Source organism: Arthrobacter sp. ISL-72 (assembly GCF_018613755.1).
In the GTDB taxonomy this organism is placed as follows: domain Bacteria; phylum Actinomycetota; class Actinomycetes; order Actinomycetales; family Micrococcaceae; genus Arthrobacter.
In genome coordinates, this window is record NZ_JAGGPP010000013.1 from 198,814 (window position 1) to 225,357 (window position 26,544).

The 26,544-nt window shown below is 65.8% G+C and carries 27 protein-coding genes and 3 pseudogenes; 10 read left to right on the top strand and 20 right to left on the bottom strand.

The features are described 5' to 3' along the window. Positions 1-8: 8 nt before the first annotated feature. The 7 genes from J7I92_RS13120 to J7I92_RS13150 form a co-directional block, all read right to left on the bottom strand. The gene (locus tag J7I92_RS13120; protein WP_214841124.1) at positions 9-890 is read right to left on the bottom strand and encodes a carbohydrate ABC transporter permease; all 882 of its coding nucleotides are present in this window, start codon (positions 888-890) and stop codon (positions 9-11) included. Further along, entirely contained in the window at positions 883-1,833 is a 951-nt protein-coding gene (locus tag J7I92_RS13125) for a carbohydrate ABC transporter permease (protein WP_251039901.1), read from the bottom strand. The genes J7I92_RS13120 and J7I92_RS13125 overlap by 8 nt, the downstream gene beginning before the upstream one ends. 2 nt (positions 1,834-1,835) lie before the next feature. Beyond that, positions 1,836-3,140, bottom strand: coding sequence for a sugar ABC transporter substrate-binding protein (locus tag J7I92_RS13130; RefSeq protein ID WP_214841128.1), 1,305 nt, complete (start codon positions 3,138-3,140; stop codon positions 1,836-1,838). A 115-nt stretch (positions 3,141-3,255) separates the two neighbouring features. After that, entirely contained in the window at positions 3,256-4,251 is a 996-nt protein-coding gene (locus tag J7I92_RS13135) for a LacI family DNA-binding transcriptional regulator (RefSeq protein WP_214841129.1), read from the bottom strand. A gap of 96 nt (positions 4,252-4,347) precedes the next feature. Then, a complete protein-coding gene (locus tag J7I92_RS13140; protein WP_214841130.1) occupies positions 4,348-5,352 on the bottom strand; it encodes a LacI family DNA-binding transcriptional regulator in 1,005 nt (334 codons plus the stop codon). 137 nt (positions 5,353-5,489) lie between these two features. Beyond that, positions 5,490-6,764, bottom strand: a complete 1,275-nt coding sequence (locus J7I92_RS13145) for an MFS transporter (RefSeq protein WP_214841131.1) — start codon at positions 6,762-6,764, stop codon at positions 5,490-5,492. Next, positions 6,761-7,222, bottom strand: coding sequence for a MarR family winged helix-turn-helix transcriptional regulator (locus J7I92_RS13150; protein ID WP_214841132.1), 462 nt, complete (start codon positions 7,220-7,222; stop codon positions 6,761-6,763). The genes J7I92_RS13145 and J7I92_RS13150 overlap by 4 nt, the downstream gene beginning before the upstream one ends. Positions 7,223-7,426: 204 nt before the next feature. Here J7I92_RS13150 and J7I92_RS13155 point away from each other — a divergent pair, with 204 nt between their 5' ends. Next, the gene (locus J7I92_RS13155) at positions 7,427-7,918 is read left to right on the top strand and encodes a DUF3592 domain-containing protein (RefSeq protein WP_311380314.1); all 492 of its coding nucleotides are present in this window, start codon (positions 7,427-7,429) and stop codon (positions 7,916-7,918) included. 121 nt (positions 7,919-8,039) lie between these two features. Here the strand turns inward: J7I92_RS13155 and J7I92_RS13160 are convergent, their stop codons facing one another. Continuing rightward, positions 8,040-8,432 (bottom strand): VOC family protein, encoded by a 393-nt coding sequence (locus tag J7I92_RS13160; RefSeq protein ID WP_214841133.1) that lies wholly within the window; start codon positions 8,430-8,432, stop codon positions 8,040-8,042. Between the two features lie 132 nt (positions 8,433-8,564). Between J7I92_RS13160 and J7I92_RS13165 the strand changes: the two genes are divergently transcribed. Together J7I92_RS13165 and J7I92_RS13170 are read left to right on the top strand one after the other, a co-directional pair. Next, the gene (locus J7I92_RS13165) at positions 8,565-9,980 is read left to right on the top strand and encodes a S9 family peptidase (protein ID WP_214841134.1); all 1,416 of its coding nucleotides are present in this window, start codon (positions 8,565-8,567) and stop codon (positions 9,978-9,980) included. Between the two features lie 78 nt (positions 9,981-10,058). Continuing rightward, positions 10,059-10,328 (top strand): DUF4190 domain-containing protein, encoded by a 270-nt coding sequence (locus J7I92_RS13170; protein ID WP_214841135.1) that lies wholly within the window; start codon positions 10,059-10,061, stop codon positions 10,326-10,328. 17 nt (positions 10,329-10,345) lie between these two features. Here J7I92_RS13170 and J7I92_RS13175 read toward each other — a convergent pair whose 3' ends face one another. From J7I92_RS13175 to J7I92_RS13185, 3 genes and pseudogenes are all read right to left on the bottom strand, one after another. Then, a complete protein-coding gene (locus tag J7I92_RS13175; protein ID WP_214841137.1) occupies positions 10,346-10,750 on the bottom strand; it encodes a hypothetical protein in 405 nt (134 codons plus the stop codon). 9 nt (positions 10,751-10,759) lie between these two features. Next, positions 10,760-11,152 carry a DUF1801 domain-containing protein gene (locus J7I92_RS13180; RefSeq protein WP_214841139.1) on the bottom strand — a complete coding sequence of 131 codons (393 nt, stop codon included), beginning with the start codon at positions 11,150-11,152 and terminating at the stop codon, positions 10,760-10,762. A 4-nt stretch (positions 11,153-11,156) separates the two neighbouring features. After that, a pseudogene (locus J7I92_RS13185) lies at positions 11,157-11,654 on the bottom strand (DinB family protein). 112 nt (positions 11,655-11,766) lie between these two features. Between J7I92_RS13185 and J7I92_RS13190 the strand changes: the two are divergent. Continuing rightward, positions 11,767-12,522: a ZIP family metal transporter gene (locus tag J7I92_RS13190; protein ID WP_214841141.1), complete on the top strand. Its 756-nt coding sequence runs from the start codon at positions 11,767-11,769 to the stop codon at positions 12,520-12,522. 71 nt (positions 12,523-12,593) lie between these two features. On the opposite strand, the gene J7I92_RS13195 is transcribed toward J7I92_RS13190, so the two are convergent. Then, positions 12,594-13,346 (bottom strand): metalloregulator ArsR/SmtB family transcription factor, encoded by a 753-nt coding sequence (locus J7I92_RS13195; protein ID WP_214841143.1) that lies wholly within the window; start codon positions 13,344-13,346, stop codon positions 12,594-12,596. Between the two features lie 263 nt (positions 13,347-13,609). Between J7I92_RS13195 and J7I92_RS13200 the strand changes: the two are divergent. Continuing rightward, positions 13,610-15,125, top strand: a pseudogene (locus J7I92_RS13200) (MFS transporter). Between the two features lie 7 nt (positions 15,126-15,132). On the opposite strand, the gene J7I92_RS13205 reads toward J7I92_RS13200, so the two are convergent. Further along, positions 15,133-15,600, bottom strand: coding sequence for an SRPBCC domain-containing protein (locus tag J7I92_RS13205; protein ID WP_214841145.1), 468 nt, complete (start codon positions 15,598-15,600; stop codon positions 15,133-15,135). A gap of 490 nt (positions 15,601-16,090) precedes the next feature. Here J7I92_RS13205 and J7I92_RS13210 point away from each other — a divergent pair, with 490 nt between their 5' ends. Continuing rightward, the gene (locus J7I92_RS13210) at positions 16,091-16,399 is read left to right on the top strand and encodes a hypothetical protein (RefSeq protein WP_214841147.1); all 309 of its coding nucleotides are present in this window, start codon (positions 16,091-16,093) and stop codon (positions 16,397-16,399) included. A gap of 26 nt (positions 16,400-16,425) precedes the next feature. Here J7I92_RS13210 and J7I92_RS13215 read toward each other — a convergent pair whose 3' ends face one another. Continuing rightward, positions 16,426-16,824 carry a DUF1304 domain-containing protein gene (locus J7I92_RS13215; protein ID WP_214841149.1) on the bottom strand — a complete coding sequence of 133 codons (399 nt, stop codon included), beginning with the start codon at positions 16,822-16,824 and terminating at the stop codon, positions 16,426-16,428. Between the two features lie 120 nt (positions 16,825-16,944). Between J7I92_RS13215 and J7I92_RS13220 the strand changes: the two genes are divergently transcribed. Then, positions 16,945-17,982 carry a helix-turn-helix transcriptional regulator gene (locus J7I92_RS13220; protein ID WP_214841151.1) on the top strand — a complete coding sequence of 346 codons (1,038 nt, stop codon included), beginning with the start codon at positions 16,945-16,947 and terminating at the stop codon, positions 17,980-17,982. A gap of 28 nt (positions 17,983-18,010) precedes the next feature. Then, positions 18,011-18,739 carry a hypothetical protein gene (locus J7I92_RS13225; protein ID WP_214841153.1) on the top strand — a complete coding sequence of 243 codons (729 nt, stop codon included), beginning with the start codon at positions 18,011-18,013 and terminating at the stop codon, positions 18,737-18,739. Between the two features lie 67 nt (positions 18,740-18,806). On the opposite strand, the gene J7I92_RS13230 is transcribed toward J7I92_RS13225, so the two are convergent. Continuing rightward, positions 18,807-19,160, bottom strand: a complete 354-nt coding sequence (locus J7I92_RS13230; RefSeq protein ID WP_214841155.1) for a hypothetical protein — start codon at positions 19,158-19,160, stop codon at positions 18,807-18,809. A 431-nt stretch (positions 19,161-19,591) separates the two neighbouring features. On the opposite strand from J7I92_RS13230, the gene J7I92_RS13235 reads away from it, so the two are divergent. After that, positions 19,592-20,821, top strand: a complete 1,230-nt coding sequence (locus J7I92_RS13235) for a DUF1524 domain-containing protein (protein ID WP_311380315.1) — start codon at positions 19,592-19,594, stop codon at positions 20,819-20,821. A gap of 44 nt (positions 20,822-20,865) precedes the next feature. Beyond that, positions 20,866-21,567, top strand: coding sequence for an excalibur calcium-binding domain-containing protein (locus J7I92_RS13240; RefSeq protein WP_214841159.1), 702 nt, complete (start codon positions 20,866-20,868; stop codon positions 21,565-21,567). A 78-nt stretch (positions 21,568-21,645) separates the two neighbouring features. On the opposite strand, the gene J7I92_RS13245 is transcribed toward J7I92_RS13240, so the two are convergent. From J7I92_RS13245 to J7I92_RS13265, 5 genes and pseudogenes are all read right to left on the bottom strand, one after another. Beyond that, on the bottom strand, positions 21,646-22,080 hold the full coding sequence (locus J7I92_RS13245; protein ID WP_214841161.1) for an ester cyclase: 435 nt from the start codon (positions 22,078-22,080) through the stop codon (positions 21,646-21,648). A gap of 109 nt (positions 22,081-22,189) precedes the next feature. Continuing rightward, positions 22,190-22,582: an isoprenylcysteine carboxylmethyltransferase family protein gene (locus tag J7I92_RS13250; protein ID WP_311380317.1), complete on the bottom strand. Its 393-nt coding sequence runs from the start codon at positions 22,580-22,582 to the stop codon at positions 22,190-22,192. 119 nt (positions 22,583-22,701) lie between these two features. Continuing rightward, a complete protein-coding gene (locus tag J7I92_RS13255) occupies positions 22,702-23,523 on the bottom strand; it encodes an alpha/beta fold hydrolase (protein WP_214841165.1) in 822 nt (273 codons plus the stop codon). A gap of 56 nt (positions 23,524-23,579) precedes the next feature. Then, positions 23,580-23,760: pseudogene (locus J7I92_RS13260) on the bottom strand (ABC transporter ATP-binding protein); the annotation flags it as partial. Positions 23,761-23,880: 120 nt separating this feature from the next. Next, complete coding sequence (locus J7I92_RS13265) at positions 23,881-26,535, bottom strand: PEP/pyruvate-binding domain-containing protein (RefSeq protein ID WP_214841167.1); 2,655 nt, start codon at positions 26,533-26,535, stop codon at positions 23,881-23,883. Between the last annotated feature and the right edge of the window lie 9 nt (positions 26,536-26,544).

Sequence of the window (26,544 nt, forward strand, 5' to 3'; positions counted from 1 at the left end):
GTTGTTGTTCAGCCCTTGACGGCTGACTGGGTGAGGCTTGCGATGATCCACCGCTGGGCCACGAGGAAAACGATGAGGGCCGGAGCGATGGCGATGGTGGTTGCCGCCATCACCTGGGCCACGTTCCCGGCGCCGTACGGGCCGAGCATCAGGACCAGGCCCAGCGGGAGGGTTGCGGTGTCGGTGCTGTTGAGGAAGATCGACGGTGCGAAGTAGGCGTTCCAGCTGCCTAGGAACGTGATGACGCCGAGGGTGCTGACGGCGTTCTTGGCCAGCGGCAGAGCGATCAGCCGGTAGGTCTGCCAGGCGGTGGCGCCGTCCATGCGGGCGGCGTCGATGATTTCCTGCGGCAGGCCCAGGAAGAACTGCCGGAGCAGGAAGACGCCCAGTGCTCCGGTGATGCCGGGCAGGATCAGGCTGAGCGGGTTGTCCAGCAGGCCGAAGGTCCGCATCAGGAGGAACAGCGGAATGATGGTCACCTGCGCCGGCACCATCAGCGAGGACAGCAGGCCCACGAAGATGGAGTTTCGGCCGGGGAAGTCGAGCTTGGCGAAGGCATAGCCCGCCATGGGTGCCGTGATGATCATGCCGATGCTCACCGCGATGGCGATCACGGCGCTGTTGAACATGTTCCGGAGGATGGGCACCGGTCCGGTGACGGCCCCGGCGTAGTTGGACCAGTCCCATTCCGTGGGCAGCCACTGCGGCGGCAGGTCATACGCGTGGCCGGCGTCCCGCAGCGACGTGGTGAACATCCACAGGAAGGGGGCGATCATCCCGATGGCGCCTAGGACTAGCAGTGCCACCGAAACGGACTTCCCGACGCCGGGCCGCCGTCGTACGGCTTTTCCGGACCGTGAGCGGGACGGAAGAAGAGCGGTGTTACTCATTGTTCACCCATGACTTTCGAAGGCGGAACTGCACCATGGTCACCAGCATGATGATCAGGAACAGCGTTACCGCGATGGCTGAGGCGTAGCCCATGTCGAACTTGTTGAACGCCACTTCGGCGATGTACATCACCACGCTGCGGCTGGCGTCGCCCGGGCCGCCCCTGGTGAGCACGATGATGGACTCGTAGATCTGGAACGCGCCGATGATGGTGATGGTGATGTTGAAGAAGGTCGCCTGGCTGATCATCGGCAGGACGATGCTGCGGAAGATTTGCCACTCGTTGGCTCCGTCCATCCTGGCGGCTTCCACCATGTCCTTGGGGACTTCCTGCAGGGCCGCCACGAAGATCAGCATGGCGAACCCCACGTTCCGCCAGGTGTCCACGACGATCACGGAGACCTTGGAGAACTCCGAACTGTTGAGCCAGTCGATCCGTTCCCCGCCCAGGGCGGTGATGTAGTAGTTCAGGATGCCGGTGTCCTTCTGGAACAGTGCCTGCCAGATGATGGACACGTACACCAGGGCCACCAGGTAGGGGAAGAAGTAGGCGGAGCGGAACACGTACGTCAGGGCCCGGGGGAGCCGCTGGTTGATCAGGACGGTGAACAGGAGCGCGAAACCGTTGATGAGGACGACGGCGGCCCCGACGTAGAGGACGGTGTTGCCGTAGGTGGTGGCCAGCCGTTCGTCCCGGAACATGCGCGCGTAGTTGTCGAAGCCCACGAACTTGGGTGCCGTCAGGATGTTGTACTTCGTGAGGCTCAGGTACAGGGCGGCAACCAGCGGGCCGAGGATGAAAACCAGGAAGCCGATGACCGTGGGGGCTGTGAAGAGGTAGCCGGTGAGGGCTTCCCGACGCCGGGCGGCGCTTTGCTGCCCGGGGCGCCCCCCGCGCCCGGAAGCGGGCGCGGGCGGCAGAGCGGTTTTGGAGGCAGTCATAGTCACTGCTGCAACGCCTCCTCAACATCCTTTTGGGCCTTCTCCAGCGAGGAACCAATGTCCTGGCCTGACATGATCTCGTCCATGGCCCGCATGAAGGCCGGGTCCAGCACGTTGTAGGCGCCGGGGGCGGCTACGGGCTTGGCGTAGGACAGGGAGTTGTAGAACTCTTCGGCGTGCTCGGGGGAAGCCAGGAACTCCGGTGCTGAAGCGGCGGTCTTGGTGGACGGAACGGCGGCGCCGGCGTCGGCCCATTGCTTCTGCGTCTGCTGGTCGGTGAGCATCTTGATGAACTCCCAGGACAGCTCCTGGTTCTTGGATGTCTTGGAGATGGCGAACGCGCCGGCGCCGAACACCGTGGACTTGGTGGTTCCCTTCGGCCACGGGAGGATGTCGTAGTCGGCGAAGCCGGCCTTTTCGAAGCCGCCGGTGACGAAGTGCCCGGCGCCGGTCATGGCTGCCTTGCCCGCGGGGAACAGCTGGTACGGGTCCGATCTCTTGGGCTGCGGCGCCACTCCGTGCTCGGTGACGAGGTCGCGGACCCAGCCCAGGGTGTCCTTGACCTTCGCGTCCGTGAGCTGCGCCGTTTTCAGGTCCTCGCTCATCATGGACGTGCCGTTCGAGTACAGCCACGGGGTGATGCCAAAGGAGTAGTACGGCATGGCGAAGCCATACACCTTGTCAGCGCCGGAACCCGTGGTCAGCTTCTTGGCGATCGCCAGGAAATCGTCCCAGGTCCAGTCATCACTGGGCCGCTCAATGCCGGCCGCCTCGAACATCTTGGTGTTGTAGTAGATCACCATGGTGTTGAACGTGTTCGGCATCAGGTAGGTGGAGCCGTCCTTGCTGAACCCCTCGAGCAGCTTCGGGTCGATGTCCTTCCGCAGTGACGCGGCCTCGGGGTCGTTCTTGAGGAAGCCGTCCAGGGGAGTGAACAGTTCGTTGGACAGTCCCAGCTCCACACCCTCGGTGGCGATGTTGATGACGTCCGGGGCCTGCCCGGCCGCGGCCTGGGTGACGAGCTTGTTGACGTACTCGGTCCAGGTGGTGATGGGGGTGAAGTTGTTGTTCACCGTCACGTTCGGGTATTTCTCCTTGAAACGCTTGGCGACGCCGTCGTACACAGCTTTGTCTCCCGGGTCGCCCCAGTTCGAGACGGAGATGGTGGCGGTGATGTCCTTTGCTGGCGCCGCGTACGGACCCTCGGCTGCCGGGACAGCGGAGCTGGTTGAACTCCCGCAGGCGGTGAGGGCCAGCAGGGCCGCGGCTGCCACCGTGGCGATGGACGTGCGGACTGTTTTTCTCATGTGATGCTCCTTTGCATGCGGCGCGGAGGCGCGCTGATGGGATGCGGGTGGGGTTGTGCGGCCATCTTTTTTTGGGGGGGGCAGGTACTGGTGGTGCTGCTGTCCGGTGGAGCTGCTATTCGGTGGAGCGGCGGAATTCGATCTCGGATTCGAGCCGGAGGGTCTTGGCGGGAGCAGAGGGGTTCTCGAGGCGCCGCATGAGCAGGCCCACGGCGCCCTCGCCGAGTTGGAACGCCGGTTGGCGCACGGTGGTGATCTGGGGCTGGAACAGGTCCGAGTAGGTGAAACCGTCGAACGTGGCGAAGGCCATGTTCCCGGGCACCAGGAGCCCTTCGTGCTGGACTGCACGGAGGGCTCCTGCCGCCAGCAGGGTGCTGCAGGCCAGGATCGCGGTGGGGCGCTCCGAGGGGCGGACCAGCAGCGGCCGGACCCGGTCAAATGTTGCCGCCGCGGTGACCGTGCCTTCGCACAGCAGGCCGGCCTGCGCTTCCAGGCCCCGCTGCTGCATGGCGGCCCGGAAGCCGTCATGGCGCTCGCGGAGTGAGGAGACCCGCAAGTCGCCCGAGACGAGCATGATCCGTTCGTGGCCGCGGTCAGCAAGGTGTTCAACCAGGGCTGCCATGGCGGACCGGTTGTTCACCCCCACCTGGTCCACGTCCAGGTCCGAGAGCCGGTCCAGCAGGACCAGGGGCTTCTTCTCGCCGCGGATCCGCTCAAGCAGCCCGGCACTCGACCCGGCTGCCCGGGCGAGGATCAGGCCGTCAACGCGGCGGTCGAGGAGGGCTTCCACTGCAGCGCGTTCCCGGGCGGGATCTTCCGCCGAGTTCGCCAGCAGCAGGGACAGGCCGTGCTGTGCCGCGGCCTCTTCCACGCCGTGCACCATGTCCGCGAAGGCAGGCTCCCCGGCATCCGACACGACAAGTCCGATGGAGTCGGTCCTGGCGCGGCGCATGGAACGGGCCAGTGCGTCCCGCCGGTAGCCGGTCGCCTGCACTGCGTCCATCACCCGGGCCTTGGTCTCCGGTTCAACGTGCCGGGTGTTGTTGAGGACGTGCGAAACAGTGGACGTCGACACGCCTGCCAGTGATGCGACATCGACGATGGTTGCCACTGTGCCTCCTTCTAGCGAAACGATTGCGCGAACGTTTCGATGGTAGAGACAAACGTTTCGATGTGCAATGGCTCACAATGAAATGGCTGGAAGTTTTTAGGAGGCGGCGCGCGGGCCCGTGGAGGACCGGTATTCGATCGTGGGCGCCAGCCGGACAACGGAGGGCTCAGCTGACTTGTCGGCGATTCTCCTGGCCAGCAGCTCGGCTGCGGTGGCTCCCACCTGGAACGCCGGCTGGCGGACTGTGGTGAGCTGGGGTTCGAACAGGTCGGCGTAGGCGAAGCCGTCGAACGCGGCGAAGGCAATGTCCTCCGGCATCCGCAGCCCGCGCTGCTGGATCTCCCGGAGTGCAGCAGCGGCGAGGACCGTGCTGCAGGCGATCACCGCCGTGGGCGGGCTGGAGGCTGACAGGGCATCGCGGATGCCGGCGTCGGTCTTGTCCGGCTCGGCAGTGGTGATGGCCAACTGGTCCTCCGCCGGGATCCTGGCGGCGGTCATGGCTTCGGTGAATGCGTCGTGCCGTTCCCTGAGTGTGGAGACGCGGGTGTCCCCGGCGATCAGCAGGATCCGCTGATGGCCCTGGGCCACCAGATGCTCCACCAGCTCCTTGGTGGGCTGATGGTTTTCCACTCCCACCTGGTCAAAAGGGTCCCCGGACAGCCGGTCCATCAGCACCAGCGGCGTGTCCTGGTTGGCGAATTCCGCCAGGGTGTCCGGGCCGGAACCGGCGGCACGGGCAAGGATGAGGCCGTCCACCCGGCGCTCCAGGAGGGCCTGCACGGCGCGGGCTTCACGCTGCGGGTCTTCGGCGGAATTGGCCAGCAGCAGGGTGATGCCCTGGCTGGTGGCGGTGTCCTCAACGCCCCGGATCATTTCGGCGAAAGCCGGCTCGCCGCCGTCGGAAACTATCAGCCCGATGCTGTCCGTACGGGAGCGCCGCATGGCGCGGGCCAGCGCGTCCTGCCGGTAGGACGTTTCCTCGATGGCTTTCAGGACCCGCTGCCGCGTCTCGTCGCCCACGTGCCGGGTGCCGTTCAGGACGTGCGACACCGTGGAGATGGACACGCCGGCAAGCTTCGCCACTTTTACCATCGTCGTCATCGTCGCCGCCCTTGGGGAATCGTTTACGCGAACGTTTCGCGCCGCAACCGCCAGTCTACTAACGGGGGAGCGGTTCAAATGCGCAGGCAGTTGCGAGGAGCTGCTCGGGGCGCCCTGCCCCTGTGGTTGAGCCGCGACTAGGCGTCCGAGGCTCTGACGCTACGGGGCCGCTTTCCGGGAAACGCGGTCCGAAGCTGTGCCCGGAACGTCAGCGGGCTTCGCCGGGTGACCACGACGACGGCGGCCAGCCCTACCAGCAGCACCACGATGCCACCCGCGGCCACCGACCAGCGGGCACCGAATTGGCTGCCGATCCATCCCATCAGGGGCGCGCCGAGCGCCGTGCCGCCCTGCAGTACGGCTAGGTACAGGGCGAGTACGCGGCCGCGGAACTGCGGTTCCACGGAGAGCTGGATGCTGGTGTTGCAGCTGTTCAGGAAGGTGATGGCCGCCAGGCCTACGGGGATCAGGACGGCGGCGTAGAGCCAGAACGACGGCGACACGCTGCCCAGGAGTGTAAAGAACCCCAGTCCCAGCGCGCCGCCGAGCATGAACCGCAGGCGGGGCCCGGTCCGGCGTGCCGCGAGCAGTGCCCCGCCGAGGGTGCCGACTGCCATGATGGAGCCCAGGAGGCCGAATTCGCCCGGGCCCATCCGGAACTCGGTGGTGGCCATGAGCGCATTCGTGATCTGGAAGTTCAGGCCGAAGGCGCCCAGGATGCCCACCAGCACCATGATCAGCACCAGGTCCGGCCGGCGGCGGACGTAGCCCACGCCCTCGGCCACCTGGTGCTTGCCGCGTTCTGCCCGGAGGGACGGCGCCAATTCCGAGGCGCGGATCCGGAACAGCGAGATGATCACGGCGGCGAAGCTGGCCGCGTTGAGCAGGAAGACCGGGCCGGTGCCCACCCAGGCGATAAGCACCCCGGCGATGGCGGGGCCGGTCAGCCTGGCGGTGTTGAAGGAGGCGGAGTTCAGCGCCACGGCATTGGCAATGTTGTTCTGCCCCACCAGTTCGGAGACGAACGCCTGACGTGCCGGGGCGTCGACGGCGCTGGCGATTCCCAGGCAGAAGGCGGCGAGGTAGGCGTGCCAGAGCTGGGCGTTGCCTGTGACCACCAGGAGTCCGATCGCCAGACCGGTCAGGCCCATGGCCAGCTGCGTCCAGAGCAGGATGACGCGCTTGCGGTAGCGGTCGGCCAGCACCCCGCCGTAGGGGCCGAACAGCAGCATGGGCAGGAACTGCAGGCCGGTTGTGATGCCGACGGCGGCGCCCGAGTGGTCCGTGAGGACGGTCAGGACCAGCCAGTCCTGGGCGATCCGCTGCATCCACGTGCCGATGTTGGAGACGAGCGCGCCGCCGGCCCAGATCCGGTAGTTGCGGTTCTCCAGGGCGCGGAACATGGCACTCATTTGCCGCTCATTTCCTGCATGATGTGGGCGGCGCGGCTGAGGATGCTGCGGTCTTCCTCACTGAGTCCGGCGACGCGCTGGGCCAGCCAGGCGGTCCGCTGGTTCCTTGCTTCTTCCAGGACGGTGCGGCCGGCTTCGGTGATGTCCACCTGGATCTGGCGGCCGTCGTCGGGATGGGCTGACCTGGACACGAAGCCCTGGTCGACGAGGGCGTTGACAATCCGGGTCATGGACGGCGCCTGCACGTGCTCGCGGTCGGCCAGTTCACGGAGGGTGCGGGGGCCGAGGTCGTTCAGCTGGGCCAGGACGGTGTACTGGCCGGGGGTGATGACGTCGCCGGTTGCCTCGACGCGGAGCCGGCGGGAGGTGCGCATCACGGCGGTGCGGAGGTCGATGGCGAGGGTGTCGGGAGTGGTGGGGTCTGCTGTCTCCGGCTGTGCCGTTTTGGTGGTGGTCATGTGTGCGGGTGCGTCTCCTGGCGATAATGCTTAGCAATGCTAATTAGTCCTGCTAATCATTATGCTCCTGCTCCAGGCGCGCTGCAACCGCCCCCATCCGCCCGCGCCCCCTAGGACTTTTTTGTCCACGTACGGGGACTTCAGCGGCTCCCAAGTCCCGTCATCTGGACAAAAACTCCAGCGGCGGTCCGGCAGAATGGGGGAGTGACTGCCCGTAGAGCTGGTGTGAAACGCAAACCGAAAGTGCCGCTGAAGCGCGTCCTGAACCTGGTGGTGACTGCGCTGGTCATCTGCCTGGGCCCGATCCTGATCGGCGTCGGCACGCACCTGGTCGATGTGGATGAGGAGTTGGCGCAGACGGGTGCACAAGTTGCCGGCACGGTGGTTAAGTTCGACGACGATGTCACCAAGGCGTCGGCCCGCCGGATGAAAGTCGAGTTCCAGGCCTGGGACGGATCGGACCACGCCACCTGGGCTGCGGTGGACCACGACCAGCACCCTGCGGTCGGCGACGAAGTCACGGTGGCATACCGGGAGCAGGACGCCGGCCAGGCAATTGTCTTGGGATTCGAAAGCGACGGCGTCTGGCTCCGCGGAGTGGGCGTCGTCCTGACAGTGATCTTCGGAGGACTCGGCCTGATATTTGTCATCGCCTTCCTGCGAGGGTATTTCCGGAAGGGCCCGAAGGGGACCTAAGTAACGTCCGCTTGTGAGCCTCCGGTCCAAGCGGCCGGCCCCTTGGGAGTTTTTGTCCACGTACGGGGACTTCAGCGGCCGCGAAGTCTCGTCATCTGGACAAAAACTCCAAGCGGGGGGCTTAGGGTTTGTGCGCCTCACGGACGTCCGACGGCGTTTCACCCTGGATGACCCACCGGTTGCCGTCAGGATCGCTGAAGTGGGCGAACAGCACTCCGCCCATGTCCTGGATGTCACTGATCTCCGCACCCCGGCCCAGCAGCTCGCTGCGGACGGCGTTGATGTCCGGAACCACCAGCTGCAGTCCCTCCAGACTGCCGGGCGCCATTCCGGTCATTCCCGTTCCGATCACAATCGACACGGCGGAGCCCGGAGGCGTCAGCTGTACCACCCGCATGCCCGGAATGTGCTCAACATCGTGGTCAAGGACGAAGCCCAGTTTCTCGCTGTAGAACGATTTGGCTCGGTCGACGTCGGCCACCGGAACCTGCACAACCTCAAGGCGCATCTGCATGCAGGTCACTTTACCGTTCCTGGAGCTTCCGCCAGCCGCCGGCGGGGTTGTTGGCGATAATCGTTGACATAGTCAATGGTTCAGATAACCATTAGTTGTCCAGCTCAATCATTATTGGAGTGAGGTTTCCGAATGACCCGCACAATGCGCCGACGCTGCCGCACCATTGTTTCGACATCAGCCCTTACCGTCGTGCTTGCTGCGGCCGCCGTTTCCCCTGCCGCCGTGGCCGCCCAGCCCGCTGCCGGCTCCTCAGTAAATGACACAGCGACAACCGCGGCACCGGCGACCGCAGAGGGAACCCTCCCGGACGGGGCAGCCTGGCGCGCCGAGGTGCCGACGAACTGGAACGGCAAGCTGGTGCTCTTTGCGCACGGCTTTCGCCCCGGACCCGCGAATCCGGCCTGGGACAACGGATTCGCCCCCACCGCCAGCGAGCTGATCCGCCGCGGATATGCCGTCGCATCATCCTCGTACGCCACCGCCGGATGGGCCCTTGGGACGGCCGAACAGGACCAGCTCGACACGCTCGCGGCTTTCGAGGAACGCTTCGGCGATGCAGGGCGCGTCATCGCCGTCGGCCGGTCCATGGGAGGTCTCGTGACCAGCATGATGGCCGAAATCCCGGGATCCGGCATCGACGGCGCGGTCAGCACCTGCGGCCTGGTGGGCGGCGGTGTCTCGCTGAACAACTACCAGCTTGACGCGGCATACGCTGCGGCCGAGCTGCTCCTCCCCGGGCGGGACATCCGCCTCACAGGGTTCACCACGCCGGAGCAGTCCACCGAAACTATTGCGAGCCTGAAATTGGCCTTGCAGCAGGCAAACGAATCGGCTGAAGGCCGGGCCAGGATCGCGCTGGTGGCCGCCCTGCTGAACACCCCGACCAAGCTGTACGGCGTCGACGCGAACAACCCGGAGGTTCTCGCAGCGGCCCAGGCGAAGCTCGTCCTGGACACCCTCCCGACCGTCATCGAGCGCCGCTACACCATTGTCAACGCGGCAGGAGGCGACAGCGGCTGGACAGCCGGCGTCGACTACGCGAAGATCCTGTGCTCGTCCGCCCAGCGCCAGCAAGTGGAGCACATGTACGGCGTGGCCGGCCTGGAGCTGGCCGCGGACCTGTCCACTTTGACGGCCAACGCTGATATCGCACCGGACAAGGGCGCTCTCGAGTGGATGCTCCGCACCTCCACTCCCACGGGGGAACTGCAGGTACCGCTGCTGGCGACGCACACCACAGTCGACCTTCTGGCGCCGGTGGAATACCAGGAAGAATACGCTGAGACCGTCCGCCAGGCCGGCAAGAATTCACTGTTCCGCCAGGCCTTCGTTGACCGGACCGGACACTGCAATTTCACGGTGGCCGAGAACATCGCTTCCATCGAAGCCATGGACCAGCGGCTCGGGACCGGGCATTGGGGGTCCGTGGCCACGACTTCAGACCTGCAGCACACCGCAGCGTCACTGGGCCTGGACGGTGCCAACTTCGTTGAGTTCCGTCCGGACGAATTCATCAATGACCGCGACTGGACCCCAACTTCCTAGACCAGGAACCGCCACGGATGACGACGACGGCGGGAGGCACCCGCCGTCGTCGGCCGGTTGCCGTGTCAGGATGTGTGCATGCTCAATGCGCCACCACCGCAGCACCACAGCGACGCCGCATCCGCCGCTGCTAGGACCAACACACTTGCTGTCGCCGCATTTGCGTCATCGTTCCTTATCGGGGTGACCGGCATCATCCTTGGGTTCGTCGCCCTGAATCAGATCAGGACCACAGGTGAACGCGGACGCGGCTTGGCCATTGCCGCCGTCGTTGTCGGCTGCGCCTACATGGCTATCTTCACGTGCATCACCCTCGCCCTCTTTTCGTCCCAGGGCCGCAGCGCCTGACACTGCGTGGTTCCCCCTTATCGGGTCCGGCGGTAGCCGCGGTCCACCATTCCGCCGATGATTCCTGCGATCGCTCCCGGCAGGGCCACGACGGCTACGATATGCCGCAGCAAGCTGTAAGGCCATGAGAGGGCAACCCCACCGATGAGGACCGCGGGCGCTGCCGCGCAGGCCGTTACCCAGTGCGGGTAGCCTCGCAAGAACGACCAAAGTGCAGCTGCGAGCGAGGCTGCGGAACCAGCTAGCAGGTACAGGCTGCCGACTCGTGCGTCCTCTACAAATTCCGGAATTGCCGTATAGCCGATGAAAAATGACCTCAGCAAGCCGATGACCATCAGGACGATGGATGAGACGACCAGGATCGACCAGAGCGTAACGCCTGGCCATCCCCGACGGCGGATCGGAGCGTGTTCCTGGTTCATCGCCCGCTACTAGCCATCTTTCAGCTTCCGCCAGCCGCCGGCTCGGTTGTTGGCGATGATCGCCCGGAACATGTCGGTCAGCGCCTGCTCGTTCACGGTCTCGCCTTCGCGGAACGAGACGGTGCGGGCTGTTTTGTTGTCATGGCCCGCGGTGATGATGCCGTGCGGATCCGGGACGATGCCGCCGTCGTACATAAAAACGTTGACGTGGTCCTTCGCCGCGAGGAAGGCGCAGATGTTGCCGTTCAGGACGAAGTACGGCTGGACGGTGCGTTTGATGGTCTCCTCGACGTCGGGATCGGCGGCGTGGACCAGGTCCCGGACCTGCCGGCAGATGGCCTGCTGCCAGGCGGCGAGGGCATCGATGTAGTGGTCCACGCGCGGGTCCTTGACGTAGTCCATGGCTTCAGTCCTCCAGGATTTGTTCGCGCAGGATGTCGGCGTGGCCGCAGTGCTGGGCGAGTTCCCGCAGCATGTGCAGGTACACTCAGCGCAGGGGGAGCGGGCCGCGGCGGTTGCCGCTGACCACGTCCTCGAGCCCCAAAGCCGACGCCGCCCGGCGCGACGCCTCGCAGGCCTCATGGTGGGCTTTCCGGATGCCGGCCACGGTGTCGTGGTCCTCGAGGATGAACGATTCGTCCGGCGTGGCGGGGATGCCGATCTCGGCGCGGGAACGGCACGTGATGGCTTCGTCGAACCAGACCTTTTCAACGAAGGTCGCGTGCTTGACCAAGCCCAGCAGCGTGGTGCGGGAGGGCGCCAGGGACCGGCGTGCCTGCTCCTCCGTCAGCCCGTCGAGGCAGGCATTGAGGCTGCTCCGGTGCTCGTCGAGGAATGCTTCAAACTGCGTCCGGGCCGACTGGGTGATGACGGCTTCGGCGAAGGTGGCGGGGAGGGTAGGCATGCAGGCAGTATGCCAAGGGCGCCGCGCGGGATCAATGAATGCGGCCAACCAGAGCGTATTCTGGCCGATGCCCGGCGCACTGGCCGGCGGAAGCCGTGGGAAGAGAGAGAACATGCCGATGTGGTTGCAGGCACTTCTGTGGGGAACCCTCGCCGGGGGTGCCCTGGTGCTGGGGTCCGGCATCGCCTGGGTTTGGAAGGTCCCGCCCAAGATCGTTTCCACCGTGATGGCGTTTGGAGCCGGCGTGCTGATCTCGGCCCTGGCGTTCGAGCTGGTGGGCGAAGCCGAGGAGAGCGGCGGGCTCCTGCCCACCGTGCTGGGGTTTCTGCTGGGAGCGCTGATCTTTGTCGGCACGAACGTTCTGCTGAACCGGGCAGGTGCCAAGCACCGGAAGCGGTCAGGACCATTGCATCCTTCGGAAGAGGAATCTCCGGGCAGCGGAACAGCCATCGCCGTCGGAGCACTTATTGACGGGATCCCTGAATCAGTGGTCCTGGGCGTGGGCCTCATCGCCACCGGAGCGGTGAGCCCGGCGATGCTTGCCGCCGTGTTCATCTCGAACGTTCCCGAGGGCCTCTCCAGCACAGCCGGCATGAAGCGGGCCGGACGCGGTCCTGGATATGTCTTCGGGATCTGGTCGGGCATCGCGGTGTTCTCCGGGCTGGCCGCACTTCTTGGGTACACGGTCCTGGAGAACGCTCCTGCCACAGTGGTGGCTTTCATTACGGCCATCGCTGCCGGCGGCATCCTTGCCATGCTGGCGGACACGATGATTCCGGAGGCATTTGAACAGCACCACAACCTGACGGGTCTGACGGCCGCGGTGGGCTTCCTCACGGCCTTCACCGTGCATCACGTGGGCGGCTAGGGAAGCGACAGTGGACGACGACGGCGGCACGCGCCCGCCGTCGTCGTCGTTCTTCCGGTGTGCGGGACGCCTCAGGCGTACATGAGCGAGCCGGGCGTGGTGAGCGTTTCGCCCGTTTCCAGCCAGGTCTTGAGGCCGGAGAGGATCATTGGCCAGCCGCCGTAGAGCTGTTCGTTGGCGCCTTCGCGGAGCTGGTCGTGCGTGACGGTGAGGTGGCAGGAATCCTCGCCGACGGGCTCGATTTCCCAGGTGATCCGGGAGAAGCCTTCGGCTTTGACGTCCTCACCCCAGAGGGCGCGCATGGTCTGGACGAGGCGCCGCGGGGGATCGACCTCCACGTTTTCGCCTTCGCCCAGCAGGTCGCCGCCCTCGGGTGCCATCTCGAACCGCGAGCCCGGTGTGAAGTCCGACGTGATCTTCATGCCGAACTGGTACTTGCTGCGGATGCCGCCGTCGGTGATGGCTTCCCAGAGCCGTTCCGGCGTGGTCTTGATGTAGATTTCGAAGATTTTCTCCATGGGACTTTCCAATCTGGATTTGAGGTCGCTGAGGGCAGCGGCCCATGGTTCTGCGTATTTGCTCACCCAGCGGTCGTGGATGAGGCGGATGGGCACCGGATTGAGGAAATGCAGCTTTTCCCGACCACGACGGCGGGATACCACCAGGCCGGCTTCCTCGAGGATTTTGAGGTGCTTCATGATCCCGAAGCGGGTCATGCTGAACCGTGCTTCGAGGGCGCTCAGGGTCTGGCCGTCCTCGCGGAAGAGCTCGTCGAGCAGTTCCCTGCGGGTGGGGTCGGAGAGGGCCTTGAAGACGGCGTCCATTGGGTTAACGATAGGTGACTAATTGGTCACATGTCAACGGACTTCTTAGGCAAAAGCTGGCGGGTGACAGCCACGCTCAACCGGAGAAGCGTCTTTTTTCCTTGATGTGCCCGGGCAGCGGTGCGAAAATGGTCCGAGCACCGTGAGTCCAACGTCCAAGACGGCGCCATTTGGGGATGACGCGTGACCTCCATCGGAGGAATAAAAATGCTGCAGAACCAATGCCAGGGACGGAATAAGGTCGACGCGGGAGCGTCGCACCCATGACCGCGCAGCCCCCGAAGATCCGCCGCCTCCGCGTGCCGGACATCAACGTCGTTGACCACCGGACACTCAGGAAAGCGCTCGGCGGCACCATCGTCGGCAACACGATGGAATGGTACGACGTCGGTGTATTCGGTTACCTGATCACCACCATGGGCCCGGTGTTCCTGCCCGAAGCGGACAAAGCCGTGCAGAACCTGTTCCTGCTGGGAACTTTTGGGGCCACATTTATCGCCCGGCCCCCTGGGTGGGATCTTCTTCGGCTGGCTGGGAGACAAGATCGGCCGCCAGAAGGTCCTGGCCATGACCCTGATGCTCATGGCGGCGGCGACGTTCGCCGTCGGCCTCCTCCCGGGTTACGCGGTGCTGGGAATCTGGGCCGCCGTACTTCTCGTGGTCACCAAGCTGGTGCAGGGGTTTTCCACCGGCGGTGAGTACGCCGGGGCCACCACGTTCGTCTGCGAGCATTCGCCGGACAGACGCCGGGGCTTCTTCGTCAGTTTCCTGGACATGGGCAGCTACCTGGGCTTCGCCCTTGGCGCCGGGCTGGTTTCCGCCCTTCAGCTGACACTGGGCCAGGCTCAGATGGAGGCGTGGGGCTGGCGCATCCCGTTCCTGATCGCCGGTCCGCTGGGCATCGTCGCCATCTACTTCCGAATGAAGATTGAGGAATCACCCACGTTCCAGGCAACCCTCGAAGCGGAAGAGGAATCGGCACGGCATCCCGAGACCGGCGAGGTGCTCGGGCCCGTGGGCCCGGTGGGCATTTTCAAGGCCCACTGGCGCAGGATCGTGCTGGCCATGATTTTGGTCGCGGCCGCCAACACGGTGGGCTACGCCCTTACGTCCTACATGCCCACGTACCTGACCAGCAACAAGGGATATGACGAGATCCACGGAACGCTGCTCACCATCCCCGTCCTAGTGGTTATGTCCTTGTGCATCCCCTTCACCGGGCACCTTTCGGACAAGATCGGGCGCCGCCCCGTACTCTGGATCGGTGCCGTCAGCACAGTGGTGCTGTCGGCGCCGGCGTTCATTCTGATCTCGATAGGAACAGTTCCGGCCACCATCGCGGGCCTGGCACTGGTCGCCTTCCCGGTAACATTCTTCGTGGCCAACCTCGCGTCGGCGTTGCCGGCGCTGTTTCCCACGGCCCACCGCTACGGAGCCATGGGCATCGCCTACAACTTTGCCGTAGCCATTTTCGGCGGCACCACCCCGTTCATCATCGCCTCGCTCATCCAGGCGACGGGCAATGACATGATGCCCGCCTATTACCTGATGGCCACCTCGGCGATCGCCGCCGTCACCATCTACTTCCTGCCGGAATCCGCCCGGCGGCACCTGCCCGGATCAATGCCCAGCGTGGACTCGGAAGAAGCGGCCCGCGAGCTGGTGGCGACCCAGGATGAGAACCCACTGCTGGATATGGACACGCTGCCTTTCGACAGTAGCTACGAAGCTGCGCGTGCGTCTCACGTGGGACATTCAGGGACGACGCCCGGTAGTTGAGGGCGCCTCAGGTGCGGCTTTCCAGCACGGCCTGCAGTTTCTCGAACGACTCCGTCCAGCCGCCGCGGTGCAGGGACAGCCGCTGCTCGGTCAGGAACGGTCCCTGCGAGAGCGCCAGGCGCGTGCCCGTGCCGGCACTTTGGAGCGACAGGTCTGCGACGGTTTCCCGGTCGTCCGGCGTGGGTTCCTCCCAGCGGAAGGTATACAGCAGCCGCCAGGGCGGATCTATCTCCAGGAACTCGCCGGAGAGGTGGAACCGTTCACCGTCCGGCGGAGTCATCCGGAACCAGTAGCGCCCGCCCACCACGAGATTAAGTTCGACGGCGGGAATGGTGAAGCCGTGCGGGCCCCACCATTTCACCAGCTCGGACGGTTCCGTCAGCATCCTGAAGACCAGGTCCGGCGGCGCAGGGAGCGTGCATTCCAGGTTCAGGACCAGCGTGCCGGTTGCCTCGTTCCCCGTCGCCTCGGTCATCGTCCAACTCTGGCATCCCGTGGACGTTGACGGAAGTGGATCGTGCCCGGTCCCTTCCGAAGGCCAGCGCGGAGGACGGCCAGAAGGGAACCCTCGTCCGGAGGCTGTTACTGTGAACCATCGCAGACCAATGGGGGACGTCATGCAGCAATCCTTTGCCACGGTTCTTACCGCCGCTCTCGCAGCACTAGCCATGTCAGGGTGCGGGTCTCAGCAACCCGCGCCGGAGGTGTCCAGCTCCCAGCAATTGGCGCCGGATGTGTCCAGCGCCCGGTCAACAGATCCCCTACCCTCCACGAGCACATCCTCATCGGCCTCGGCTACAGCAAGCATCTCGCCCGAAGTCCCGCGGAGGGTCCCAACAACCGGATTGCCGTCCGCACAATTCTGCGAAGCCGGGGAGACCTATCTCGGGAAGTTCCCCGGCCTACCGCGAGTTCAGCCCCCGAACGGAGCAGCCACGGCGCCGGCGGCCACAATGTGTGCCTACATGGCAGTCATTGGTGACATCTCTGCGCCCGCTGCCACCCTCGGCGTCATGGACTTCTCAGGCGGCAGCGATGAGATCCCCATGATCAAGCGAACGTGCGCTGGTGATGATGAGCTCACGCCCTCCGTCACCAAAATCGACGCGGATTGGGTTCAGTCCCGTGGATGGTCCGGATGGACAATTTCGAACGGTACAACCCGGCAGGCAATGCTTTGCACTGAGGATCACGCCTTCAGTGCAGGGCTTTCCAACGTGCCAGGGTCCACGCCGGAGGACGCTCTGAACGTGATCCTCGCTGCCGTCGACTGAAGCGCTTTGCACCCAGCCGCTCCTGCTCAGAAGGGCAGTGCGATCAGCGCAATAAGGGGAGGAACGGTCGACCCGAGGGTGCCGGGAATGCTGTCGCCCTTCCTCGGGTAGTGGCCCAGCCAGTCCGCCAGCCCCATGGTGGCGCCGCTGAGCACCATGTTGGCGCAGCAGTAGACCACCAGGGTGTAGCCCACCACCACGTGGTCCATGTTCACCGCGACCACGCCGGCGATGTTCCCCAGCCCGATCAGGAGATTGCGGAACCCGGTGGGGATGGCCCACATCATCACGGCGGGCACGTTTTGTGCGGGGGTGCTGAGGAATTTCTGCGCTGCCGGGTGCCGCAGGAAGAAGCTTTCCAGCGGGAACACCACGATGTAGATCAGTGCGGCCAGCACCGCGAAGAGCTGGGTTACGGCGTTCATGGAGGAAGAGTACGACGGCGGCACGCGCCGCTGCGATCCCCTCACCGGGGGTTCCGGGAGACCTGCTCAATCCCCGGTTTGGGGGATTGCGGCGCGGCCGTCCGGCCGGATACTGGAGGTATGTGGGAGGAACGCGCTGAGCGTGCGCGGCGCGAGATCGCCGGCCTTGCCGCGGGCGGGATGGACCTGGCCGAGCTCTACATTGCGGCCCTGGCTGTGGTGCGGCAGGCGGTTCCGTTCGACCAGGGCTGCTGGGCCGGGGTCGACCCGGACACTCTGGGCATGACGTCCGTGACCAACTGGCGGCCGTGGCCCGTGACGGACGAGTATGCCTCCCGGTTCGCCGAGTCCGAGTACACCGGTGATGAACCGAACACGTTCAAGGAGCTGCTGCGGCGGCCGCTGCCGGTCGCCAGGATTTCCGACGCCCCGCACCGGGACGTGGTCCACAGTGTCCGGATCAACGACCTGCTGGTTCCTTTGGGTCTGGAGCATGAGTTGCGCGCGGCGTTCCGGGTGGACGAGGCGTGCTGGGGTGTGGGCAGTATCTTCCGGGAGGCCGGGCAGGACTTCTCGGACCGTGAGGTGGAATTCCTGGGCGCCGTCACCGCCACGTTGGCAGCTGCCACGCGGGTGGCAGTGCGGGTGCAGCGCGGGCCACGCCCGGTGGTGGATGGCCCGGTGATCGTCATCGCCGGGATGCACGGCGAACTGCGGGCGGCCACTCCAGCCGCGGTCCTGTGGCTGGCCGAGGTGGAGGATGCGGCACCGGGCGGTTTCACCATGACGTTGCACTCCGTCGTGGCGCAGGCCCACGCCTCCGTTTCAGGCACTGCCCGGGCTAGAATGCGCGACGCCGGCGGCAACTGGGTGGTGCTGCAGGCCAGCCGCCTTATTGCCGGCGACGACCCCGAGCAGATGGTGGTCACCGTAGAGCCGGCTTCGTCGCACGACGTCGTCAGCCTCCTGCTTGCGGCCTACGGGGTATCCGCCCGTGAACGGGATGTCTGCCTCGAGGTCCTGTCCGGGAATCCGACGGCGGACATCGCCCGGAACCTGTTCATATCCCCGCACACCGTGCACGACCACCTGAAGGCGCTCTACGGAAAATTGGGCGTCGGCAGCCGCGGTGAGCTAGTGGCGAAGCTGCTAGTTTAGGGGTCCGGAACGACGTCAAGGGGGAGCGTTGAGCAGAGGATTTCGGCCGATCGAAAGGGCCCTGCCGCGCTGGGCCAGAGCCGCCGTCGTCGTTTATCTGTCGGTGACGGTCGCCGTTGTTGTGACTGTGCTTCTTACCCGTGGCTTAGAGCTGGATCTGGATGCCCGGTTCAAGGAGGGTCTGCTGCTCGCCATGGTGGTTCTGACGCTGCCCGTTTCGGCTGCGTATTTCGTCATCGGCACCTTTAGTTCCGGCCGTCCGCCCTCGCCCGGTGAGATCGGCTTGGGCAGATTGAGCCTGATCGCGGTCCTCTATCATCTGGGCTTCCTTCTCTTGGCGGCGGTCAACGCGGGTGTCTTCCGCTGGATTGTCCTGAGCGCCCGGAGGCATGCGCCTGTTCCAGCCGCCGGCATACCCGACGCCAGGCCCGAGTATCCGCGGGTGCAATTGCGCGGGGTCACGCCCGACGCCAGGAAGCTCCTGTGGACCGTGCCGCTGGCAGTTCTGCTGAGTCTTCCGCAGTGGATGGTGGCGGGCTTTGCCTGGTGCGGGATCAGCGGTTGCAGCGGCGGAGGTTTCGGGGTGGCCACGGGGACCGAATGGCTCGCGGTCATCCTGAGCGTCGTCAACGGCGTCATTCTGGCAATAGCCGTGTTCGCAGTGCGCTGGCTGTATCCCACCCGGAAACGTGCCCTCGTTGCCTTGGCGGCCGGGACGTTATTCGGCCTGCTGGGTGCTGCGGTCACCCACGGGTAGGCGCCGCGACAAACAGAGGAACCCCGCAGTGCCGGGCACTGCGGGGTTCCTCGCTGGCTGATGCCGGTTACTCGGAATGGGGTTTCTGTTCCCGATCCAGGAGGTTCTTCTTGATCTCGTCGAACTTCTCCTTGATGACCCGTTCCGCCTCCGAGAGGGTTTTCCCGGCGGTGCTCAGGGGATCCAGCTGGACGTAGACGTTGTGGCCGACAGGCAGGTCGTATTCGTCCTTCAGATGGGTGCCGCCACCCACTCCCTGAAGGGACAGGTACACCATGGCCTCGGTCCGGGCAATGCCGGAGAGCGTTCCGAAGACAACCGTGAAGTCGTTCGATTCGAAGCTCACAGTCTGACCGATATGGCTGCGGTCTAGGTCGCCGGCTGCTACCGGCTTCTCGGACTGGCTTCCGCTGTAGCTCATGAACTTCTCCTAAATAGTCGAGGGACACGTACCAGAGCAGTCTATATACGGGCCCCACGAGAGCCGCGGATGCGCGCGGCTCATGCACTAGATGCGTGGCCGTTCTGAATTTAGTTCACAGTGTGACGGGGACCCTCAGGATTGGCTCAAGGCTGAATCAACGTTGTCCAAGGATCGACGCATTTTCCGTTTTCCCTGCCGGCTGAGAAATAGGCTTCTGTTCGGCTAAGCAAAGGGCCCGGCTATTCGCCGGGCCTTTATTACTGGGGATAACAATGTCGAATTACGAGACCCTATTTGGGTCAGGACCAACGGACCCGGGACCGGGCCCAAGGCCACCGCGCAAGCCGCGGGCTTCCACATTAATTGTCGGCGCCATCACGGCCCTGTTCATGCTCATCGGGGCGCTCATCGGCGGATTTGGAGGCGCGATGATTTTCCTAGCCGTCTCGGCAGCACTCACCGGCCTCTATGTCCTGGCGACCGGACGCCGTTCGTGGGCGTGGCTCCCGGCCAAGCGGAAGGCAGGGGCCATCGCCCTTGCCGTCTCCTTGGCCCTCTTTGTCGCCGGTGCCGTGACTTTGCCGCGGACCGCCACCGGGATTCTCCAGGCGGCATCGTCGGAGGGCAATGCCTCGCCGGCTTCCGCAGAAGCCAGCGCAACGGCCAAAGCGACGCTGCCGCCGTCGTCCGTTCCAACCGTCGAGGAGTCGGGCGCCCCGCTGGACCCGGACAGCCCTTACCTCTTGGGGCAGGGCGGCAGTGTGACGGCTCCGAAGACGCAGCCTGCCTTCGCCACCAAAGCGGTCGACCTGCTGGCCACCCTTCCCATCAAGGGCCGGGCACCGAAGACGGGATATGACCGGGCGCTGTTCGGGCAGGCGTGGGCGGACGTTGACCGCAACGGCTGCGACACCCGGAACGACATCCTCAAACGCGACCTGACGGGGATCGTCTATACCAACAGCGTCCCCTGCAAGGTGCAGTCCGGCACGCTGGCGGACCCGTACACGGGGACCACCATCAACTTCCTGCGGGGGACCGCGACCAGCAGCGCCGTCCAGATCGACCACGTTGTTGCGCTCAGCGACGCGTGGCAGAAGGGCGCACAGCAGCTGACCACCGAACAGCGGACTGCGTTCGCCAATGACCCGCTGAACCTCCAGTCGACTGACGGTCCCACCAACATGAAAAAGGGCGACGGCGACGCCGCCACCTGGCTGCCGCCGAACAAGGGCTTCCGGTGTGAATACGTTGCCCGGCAGATTTCGGTGAAGGCAACGTACAGCCTGTGGGTTACCCAGGCGGAGCACGACGCGATGGCCCGGATCCTGGGGGACTGCAGCGGGCAGCTCGCGCCGACGAATGAGCAGGCACCTGCCGCTGCCGCACCAGCGCCGGAACCTGCCGCCGTTCAGCCTGCACCGGTGGTGGCCGCGCCTGCGCCGGCAGCGCCCGCTCCGGCTGTGGTTGCGCCTGCCCCGGCTCCTGGTGCTCCCGCACCTGTCGTGCCGGCCCCGGTTGCGCCGGCACCGGCTGCCGCCTACTACGCCAACTGCTCGGCGGCGAAGGCCGCAGGTGCCGCGCCGCTGTACGCCGGGTCAGCGGGTTACCGTGCAGCGCTTGACCGCGATTCCGACGGGATCGCCTGCGAGAGCTAGACCAATTCCATCACTTCACCGTTTCAAACTTTCCAAGGGGGAAAATGAAAAAGACACTGGCATTAGTTGTGCTAACCGGCCTCATGCTGACCGGATGCGGCGGCAAGCAGCCGGAAGCGCAGCCGACAGGAACTGCAACCGCAGTTGCAGCGGTTGCTGATTCTGTCACGGTTCCAGGCGTGATGAGCCTGACGCTGGAAAAAGCCACGGATCAACTGGAAGACCTCGGGTTCAAGGTCGAGGCCGTGGACACTGTCGACGGCAAGACGATCATTATGAAGAAGAACTGGCAGGTGACGTCCCAAGACGCCGCGGAAGGTGCACAGGTGGCCAAGGGTTCCACCGTGCACCTCGGCGTCAAGTCCCTGGAAAAGGTGGCGGCGGAGAAGGCCGCGGCGGACAAGGCCGCCGCTGATAAGGCGGCAGCGGAGGCGGCTGCGGCTGCGGCAGCAAAGGCTGCGGCGGACAAGGCTGCGGCGGATCAGGCAGCAGCAGACAAGGTAGCTGCGGATGCGGCTGCCGCGAAGTTGGCCTCCGAGCAGGCAGCTGCGCAACAGGCCGCGCAGCAGGCGGCCGTACAGCAGGCGCCGGCCGCTCCTGTCGCACCGGCTCCGGTGCCCGCGGCCGCCTACTACGCCAACTGCGCCGCCGCCAAGGCTGCAGGTGCCGCACCGCTGTATGCGGGGCAGGCCGGCTACAGCACCAGCCTGGACCGCGATCGCGACGGCGTTGCTTGTGAGAATTAGCCGCTGAGGCAGTTGTGAAAGCCGTGGCTACCTTCATCTTTCGGAGGTATCCACGGCTTTCCATCTGTCCGGCGTCTGTCAGTGCGTGGACAATTCGGGCATCAACCCGAGCTGTGACAGGAACTCCACCTGGTCGAAGTAGAAGTGGTGCGAGGTGATCTCGCCGTTTTCCACCCTGGCGACGTCGCAGCTCCTGATCCTGAGCTGTTTGCCGGTGGGCTGCAGGGTTTCGCCGGGGGACAGGCGCAGCGGTCCGGTGTTGGTGGCGATGATGGTGCCCTCGTCGATGGCCACGTCCCCGGACTCATGCCTCGCCGTGTGTTCGTACCGGACGTCCGGCATTGCTTCCCAGAACTCGAAAAGATAGCCGGTGATGGCGTCACGCCCCTGCAGTTCCCCCTGGTCAGGGGTGTACGCGACGGCGTTGGCCGCGTAGCACCCGGCCAGCGTCTCCTTGTCTTTTTCTTCCATGGCCGTGGTTAAGCGGTCCATGACCTCGCGTGCCTGTCCCATTAGCGACCTCCAATTTTTGGGCGGCCTCACGGAAGCGGGGGCCGCTTCGTTGGATTGGCTTCTGCCGGTGCAGGAGCCAGTTCAATTGCACATCCGCCCCGGATCAGTGTCAACGGAGCCCGGGTACCCGCCACCCGAGGTAGCGTGGGACCTTGTCTGCATAATCAGCGTAGGACCGTCCGAATAGCCCGGCCAGCAGGGACTCCTCACGGAGGACGTAGCGGTGTTCTGCGAGCACCGCGGGCGGCAGCGTCGCGATGACCCACGCGGAACCTGTCATGGTTCCCGCGCCCAGGTGGATGAGCCACCAGCCGACATACATGGGGTGGCGGGTGATTGCGTAGGGGCCGCTGGTGACCAGTTCCTCCGGCCGCTCGAGCGCGAAGGGGCCGGCCGACCGGCGCCGCCGTTCGGCAAGAGCCCAAAGATTAAAGCCGACGCCGGCGAGTATCAGTCCCAGCCCCGTCGTCCGCTGGAGGGAACGGGAGCCGGGAAGCGGCACTGGTCGGAGCCTGTGGAGGAGGAAATCCAAGGCCAGCCCGGCCGCTTGGCCGGGCGGTAGCGGGACGTTGTCGTAAACCGCCTTCAACCGGCTGGCCAACGGGGTGGCAGGGCGAGCCGTCACAGTGCGTCCGGAGGCTTGCTGGCATCAACAATGGAACGGAAGAACTCCGTCGCATCCTCGGCCACCCGTTCCGGGAACTCCCACAGGACCATGTGAGCCACGTCGGGGTAGACGGTCAGCACTGCGCCGGGGATCCGGGCGGCCAGGGTTTCCTGGTCGCTGCGTGTCAGCAGGTTGTCCTTGGCGCCCCACAGGACCAGGGTGGGCGCCTTGATGGTTCCCGATTCCGTGGGCGTGGTGGCGTCGCACAGGCCGTTCAGGATGGCTTTCCATGCGTGGGCGGGCATGCTGAGACCATCGCGCACCCGGTCCTCCAGGAACCACCGGGGAACGTTGTGCAGCAGGGGAAACCAGGACAGGGATTCCCGGACCCAGTCCTCGTCGAGGGGGTCGGTCAGGGCGTCCACTTCGTCGGCGAACGCGGACCGGCCCTGCAGGCTCAGGGGAGAACCGACCAGAACCATGGCCGCAACCCGCCCGGGGTGCCCAGCGGCCAGCTGCTGCGCGACGTAGCCGCCGCTGGAGGAACCGACGACGAATGCCCGGTTCACGTCGAGGGCGTCCAGGATCGCCGCGGCGTCCTCGGCCTGTTCTGCCAGGGAATAGCCGTCCTCCGGTTTGTCCGCCCCGCCCTGCCCGCGAAGATCGGGGGCGTAGACCCTGAAGCCGGTCAGCAGGGGTATGAGGCGGTCAAAGCTTCCGCGGGATTCGCCCCACGCATGTAACAGCAATATCGGCGTTGTACCGGCGTCGCCGTGGACGAGGCACGGCACTGTGATGCCGGTGCTGAGCCTGAGATCCCGGACTTCGGATTCCATAGGCTCAGCGTACGCCGCGTCGGGGCCAGCTCCCGGACATCCCGCCACCACCGCCCTCACCCCGTCGGCACCACAGCCGCACTGAGCCTGCCGTCCCGCATCGTGGCGACGGCGTCGGTGAGCGGCACGAACTCGGTGTCGTGGGTGACCATCACCGTCGCCACCCCGGAATTCGTCCGTGACCCTGCGCAGGAGCCTGACGATTGATTCGCAACGCTCATGGTCCAGGGCTGCCGTGGAAGAACCTCGAACAACGCTTTGACATCGAAGCGACCCCTTCTCCATCCGGCGTTGTCCATCTGGTCTACACTCGTCGCGGAGCGCGAGGCCGGCCAGGGAGCGATTGCCCGCGCGAGGCTAGGTGGCCGGACGCTCGATGGTGACCGTGCCGGCGTCGCCGTCCACGCGGATTTGATCGCCGGTGGCAATCCGCTGGGTGGCCACCCCGGTGCCGAGGACTGCCGGGATGCCGTACTCACGGGCGACGATGGAGCTGTGGCTCAAAGGCCCGCCCACATCCGTCACCACGGCGGAGGCCATGGTGAACAGCGACGTCCACGCGGGCGTGGTGATGCGGGCCACCAGGACGTCGCCGGGCTTCATCGTGCCGAAGTCCTGCGGTCCGGCCAGGACGCGGGCGCGCGCACCGACCTTGCCCGAACTGGCGCCGACGCCCTTGATGACGTCGCCGCTCTGGTGCTGCGAGCCGGCAGGCATCCACGACCCGAAGGACCGCTCCATCCACCGGCTCGCCGGGAGCATCTGCGGGGCGGCCGCCTTCACTTGGCCCCGCCACAGCATCTTGCGCTCATCGACGGCGGCGGCCCGGACGGGCTGCCCGGCTCCGGTGATGGCCACGCCACCAGTGGTCCCAGGCTCGGCGAGGCCGAACTCGAGGGCGCTCCGCAGCTCCTGCGCCCGCAGCCAGAACACGTCGTCAGCCGAAGCGATGACACAGGAAGCCACCAGCCGCCGGCCGAGTTCGAGCAGCATCCGCCGCAGCAGCGGCCAGGCGAGTCCGACGTCGGCCAGCGCGTCTTCGCGGAGGGGCGCGGTCTCCTGCGCCCACCGAAGCAGACGGAGGAACACGGCCCGGCGGCGCGGCCGCAGCCGGCCCGCCATTTCACGGGTCAGCTCCTCCCGGCGTTCAGTGGAGAGCCGCTGCCGCTCATGCGGGTCCGTGCCCTGCCCGCGCAGGTAGAACTTCACTGTCTCGAGCAGGGTGGACGGATCGTCGGCCGGCACCGGGCTGGAGAAGTCCAGGTTGTAGACGGCGTGGCCATAGAGGTCCAGGTGCTCCTGGAAGGTGAAACGCCACTCCTGCCAGAGCATGTCGTCCACCCCAGCGGGCGTGGTGCCGGTGCGCTGGCACTCGGCGAGTTCCGCCGTCGGCCGTTCCAGCAAAACCGCTGTCAGCCCGGGATCGCTGCGGGCCCAGCCGGCCAGGTCGTACAGCGACTTCTCCGCCCGGATGGGTTCGCTGTCGTAGCCCAGGAGGAACGTCTGGGGCGCGGGATCGCCGTCGCGCCGGACCTGCTTGTCGTAGAACGCCCGGAAGGTGATTTCGCTGGTGGCCGCGAGCGGAATGATGGACTGCACGGCGGTGTAGTACACGGTGCCGGCATCCAGCAGGGCCAGGACCCCCGCCAGCAGATCCTGCCCGGACAGCTGCCCGACGGGTTTCGCAGACCAGTCCTTGACCACCCGTTCGTACAGGGGGTGCGAATAGTCCCGCCAACCGGCAACGCCCATGTGCGCCTTGCCGCGGGCGAGGGCAAGGAAGGCGGCCGGCGACCTGCCCATCAGGCGCCACATCCCGGAATTGCGGTAGTAGTAATAGGCGTAGCCGTTGATGGTGGGCAGCCGCACGTCGTCGTCGCGGATGACGTTCTTGCCCACCGCCTCACTGAGCAGGGACTGCAGCGACCGCGCCACGGAGCCGTCGATGAGGTCGGCGAACAGCGGCGTGAGCGGGTCGGGCAGCTGCTCCACGATGCTCGCCCGGAAGTAGAGCCCTTTCGGGTAGGGGAGCGGCCAGGTGTCCGGGGTGTCGGCCGCCGGCTCGGGCAGCGCGGTGATGGGCCGGGACTGCAGGATGAAGAACGTGCCGCCGGCCCGCGCCCACTCGATGTCCTGCGGCGCGCCGAAATGTTCTGCGATCCGCCGTCCGTAGCCCGCCAGTTCTGCCGCTTCCTGGTCGTCAAGGACAGGCGTACGACGGCGGGCTTCCGCCACCGGCTGCTCCCGGGTTCCATTCTCCGCGGGGACAGTCATGACGTCCTTGTCGGCTGTCTGGCGCTGCACCACTGAGCCCGTCCCGGCCTCAACCACCACGTCATCCGTGGTGACCGTCCCGCTGACCACCGACTCGCCCAGGCCCCACGCGGCACTGATGACCGTCTGGTCGCGCCGCCCGTTGGCGGGGTTGGCGGTGAACACGACCCCGGCGGCCTCGGCCTCCACCATCTGCTGGACGACGACGGCGAGGCGCACCTGATCGGGCCGCACGCCTTCGCGGGCGCGGTAGGCCATGGCGCGCGCCGTCCAGAGAGAGGCCCAGCAGTCGATGACGGCGGCGACCAAAGCCTCCGTGCCGCGGACGTTGAGGTAGGTCTCCTGCTGCCCGGCGAAGCTGGCCGATTTGAGGTCCTCGGCAGTGGCGGAGGAGCGGACGGCTATGGGTACGTCCTTGCTGCCAAGGAGTTCGTAGGCGGCGGCGAGTTCGGCTTCGATGCCGGGCGGCATGGTGCCTCGGCTGAACAGGGCTGTGATCTGCCTCGACGCATCCTCATAGTCCTGCGGCACCGCTTCTGATGACGTCGGTGCCAGTTCCTGGATGGCTGCCCCGAGGTCGTTCGCACTGACGAACTCCGCGTACGCGGCGGTGGTGAGGACGAACCCCGGCGGAACCGGCAGCCCCGCCCGGATGAGGCCGCCCAGGCCCACGGCCTTCCCGCCAACCTCAGCGAGGTCGTCCTGTCCGACGTTGCTTAAACCCTGGATGTAGGTCATAACAATGCC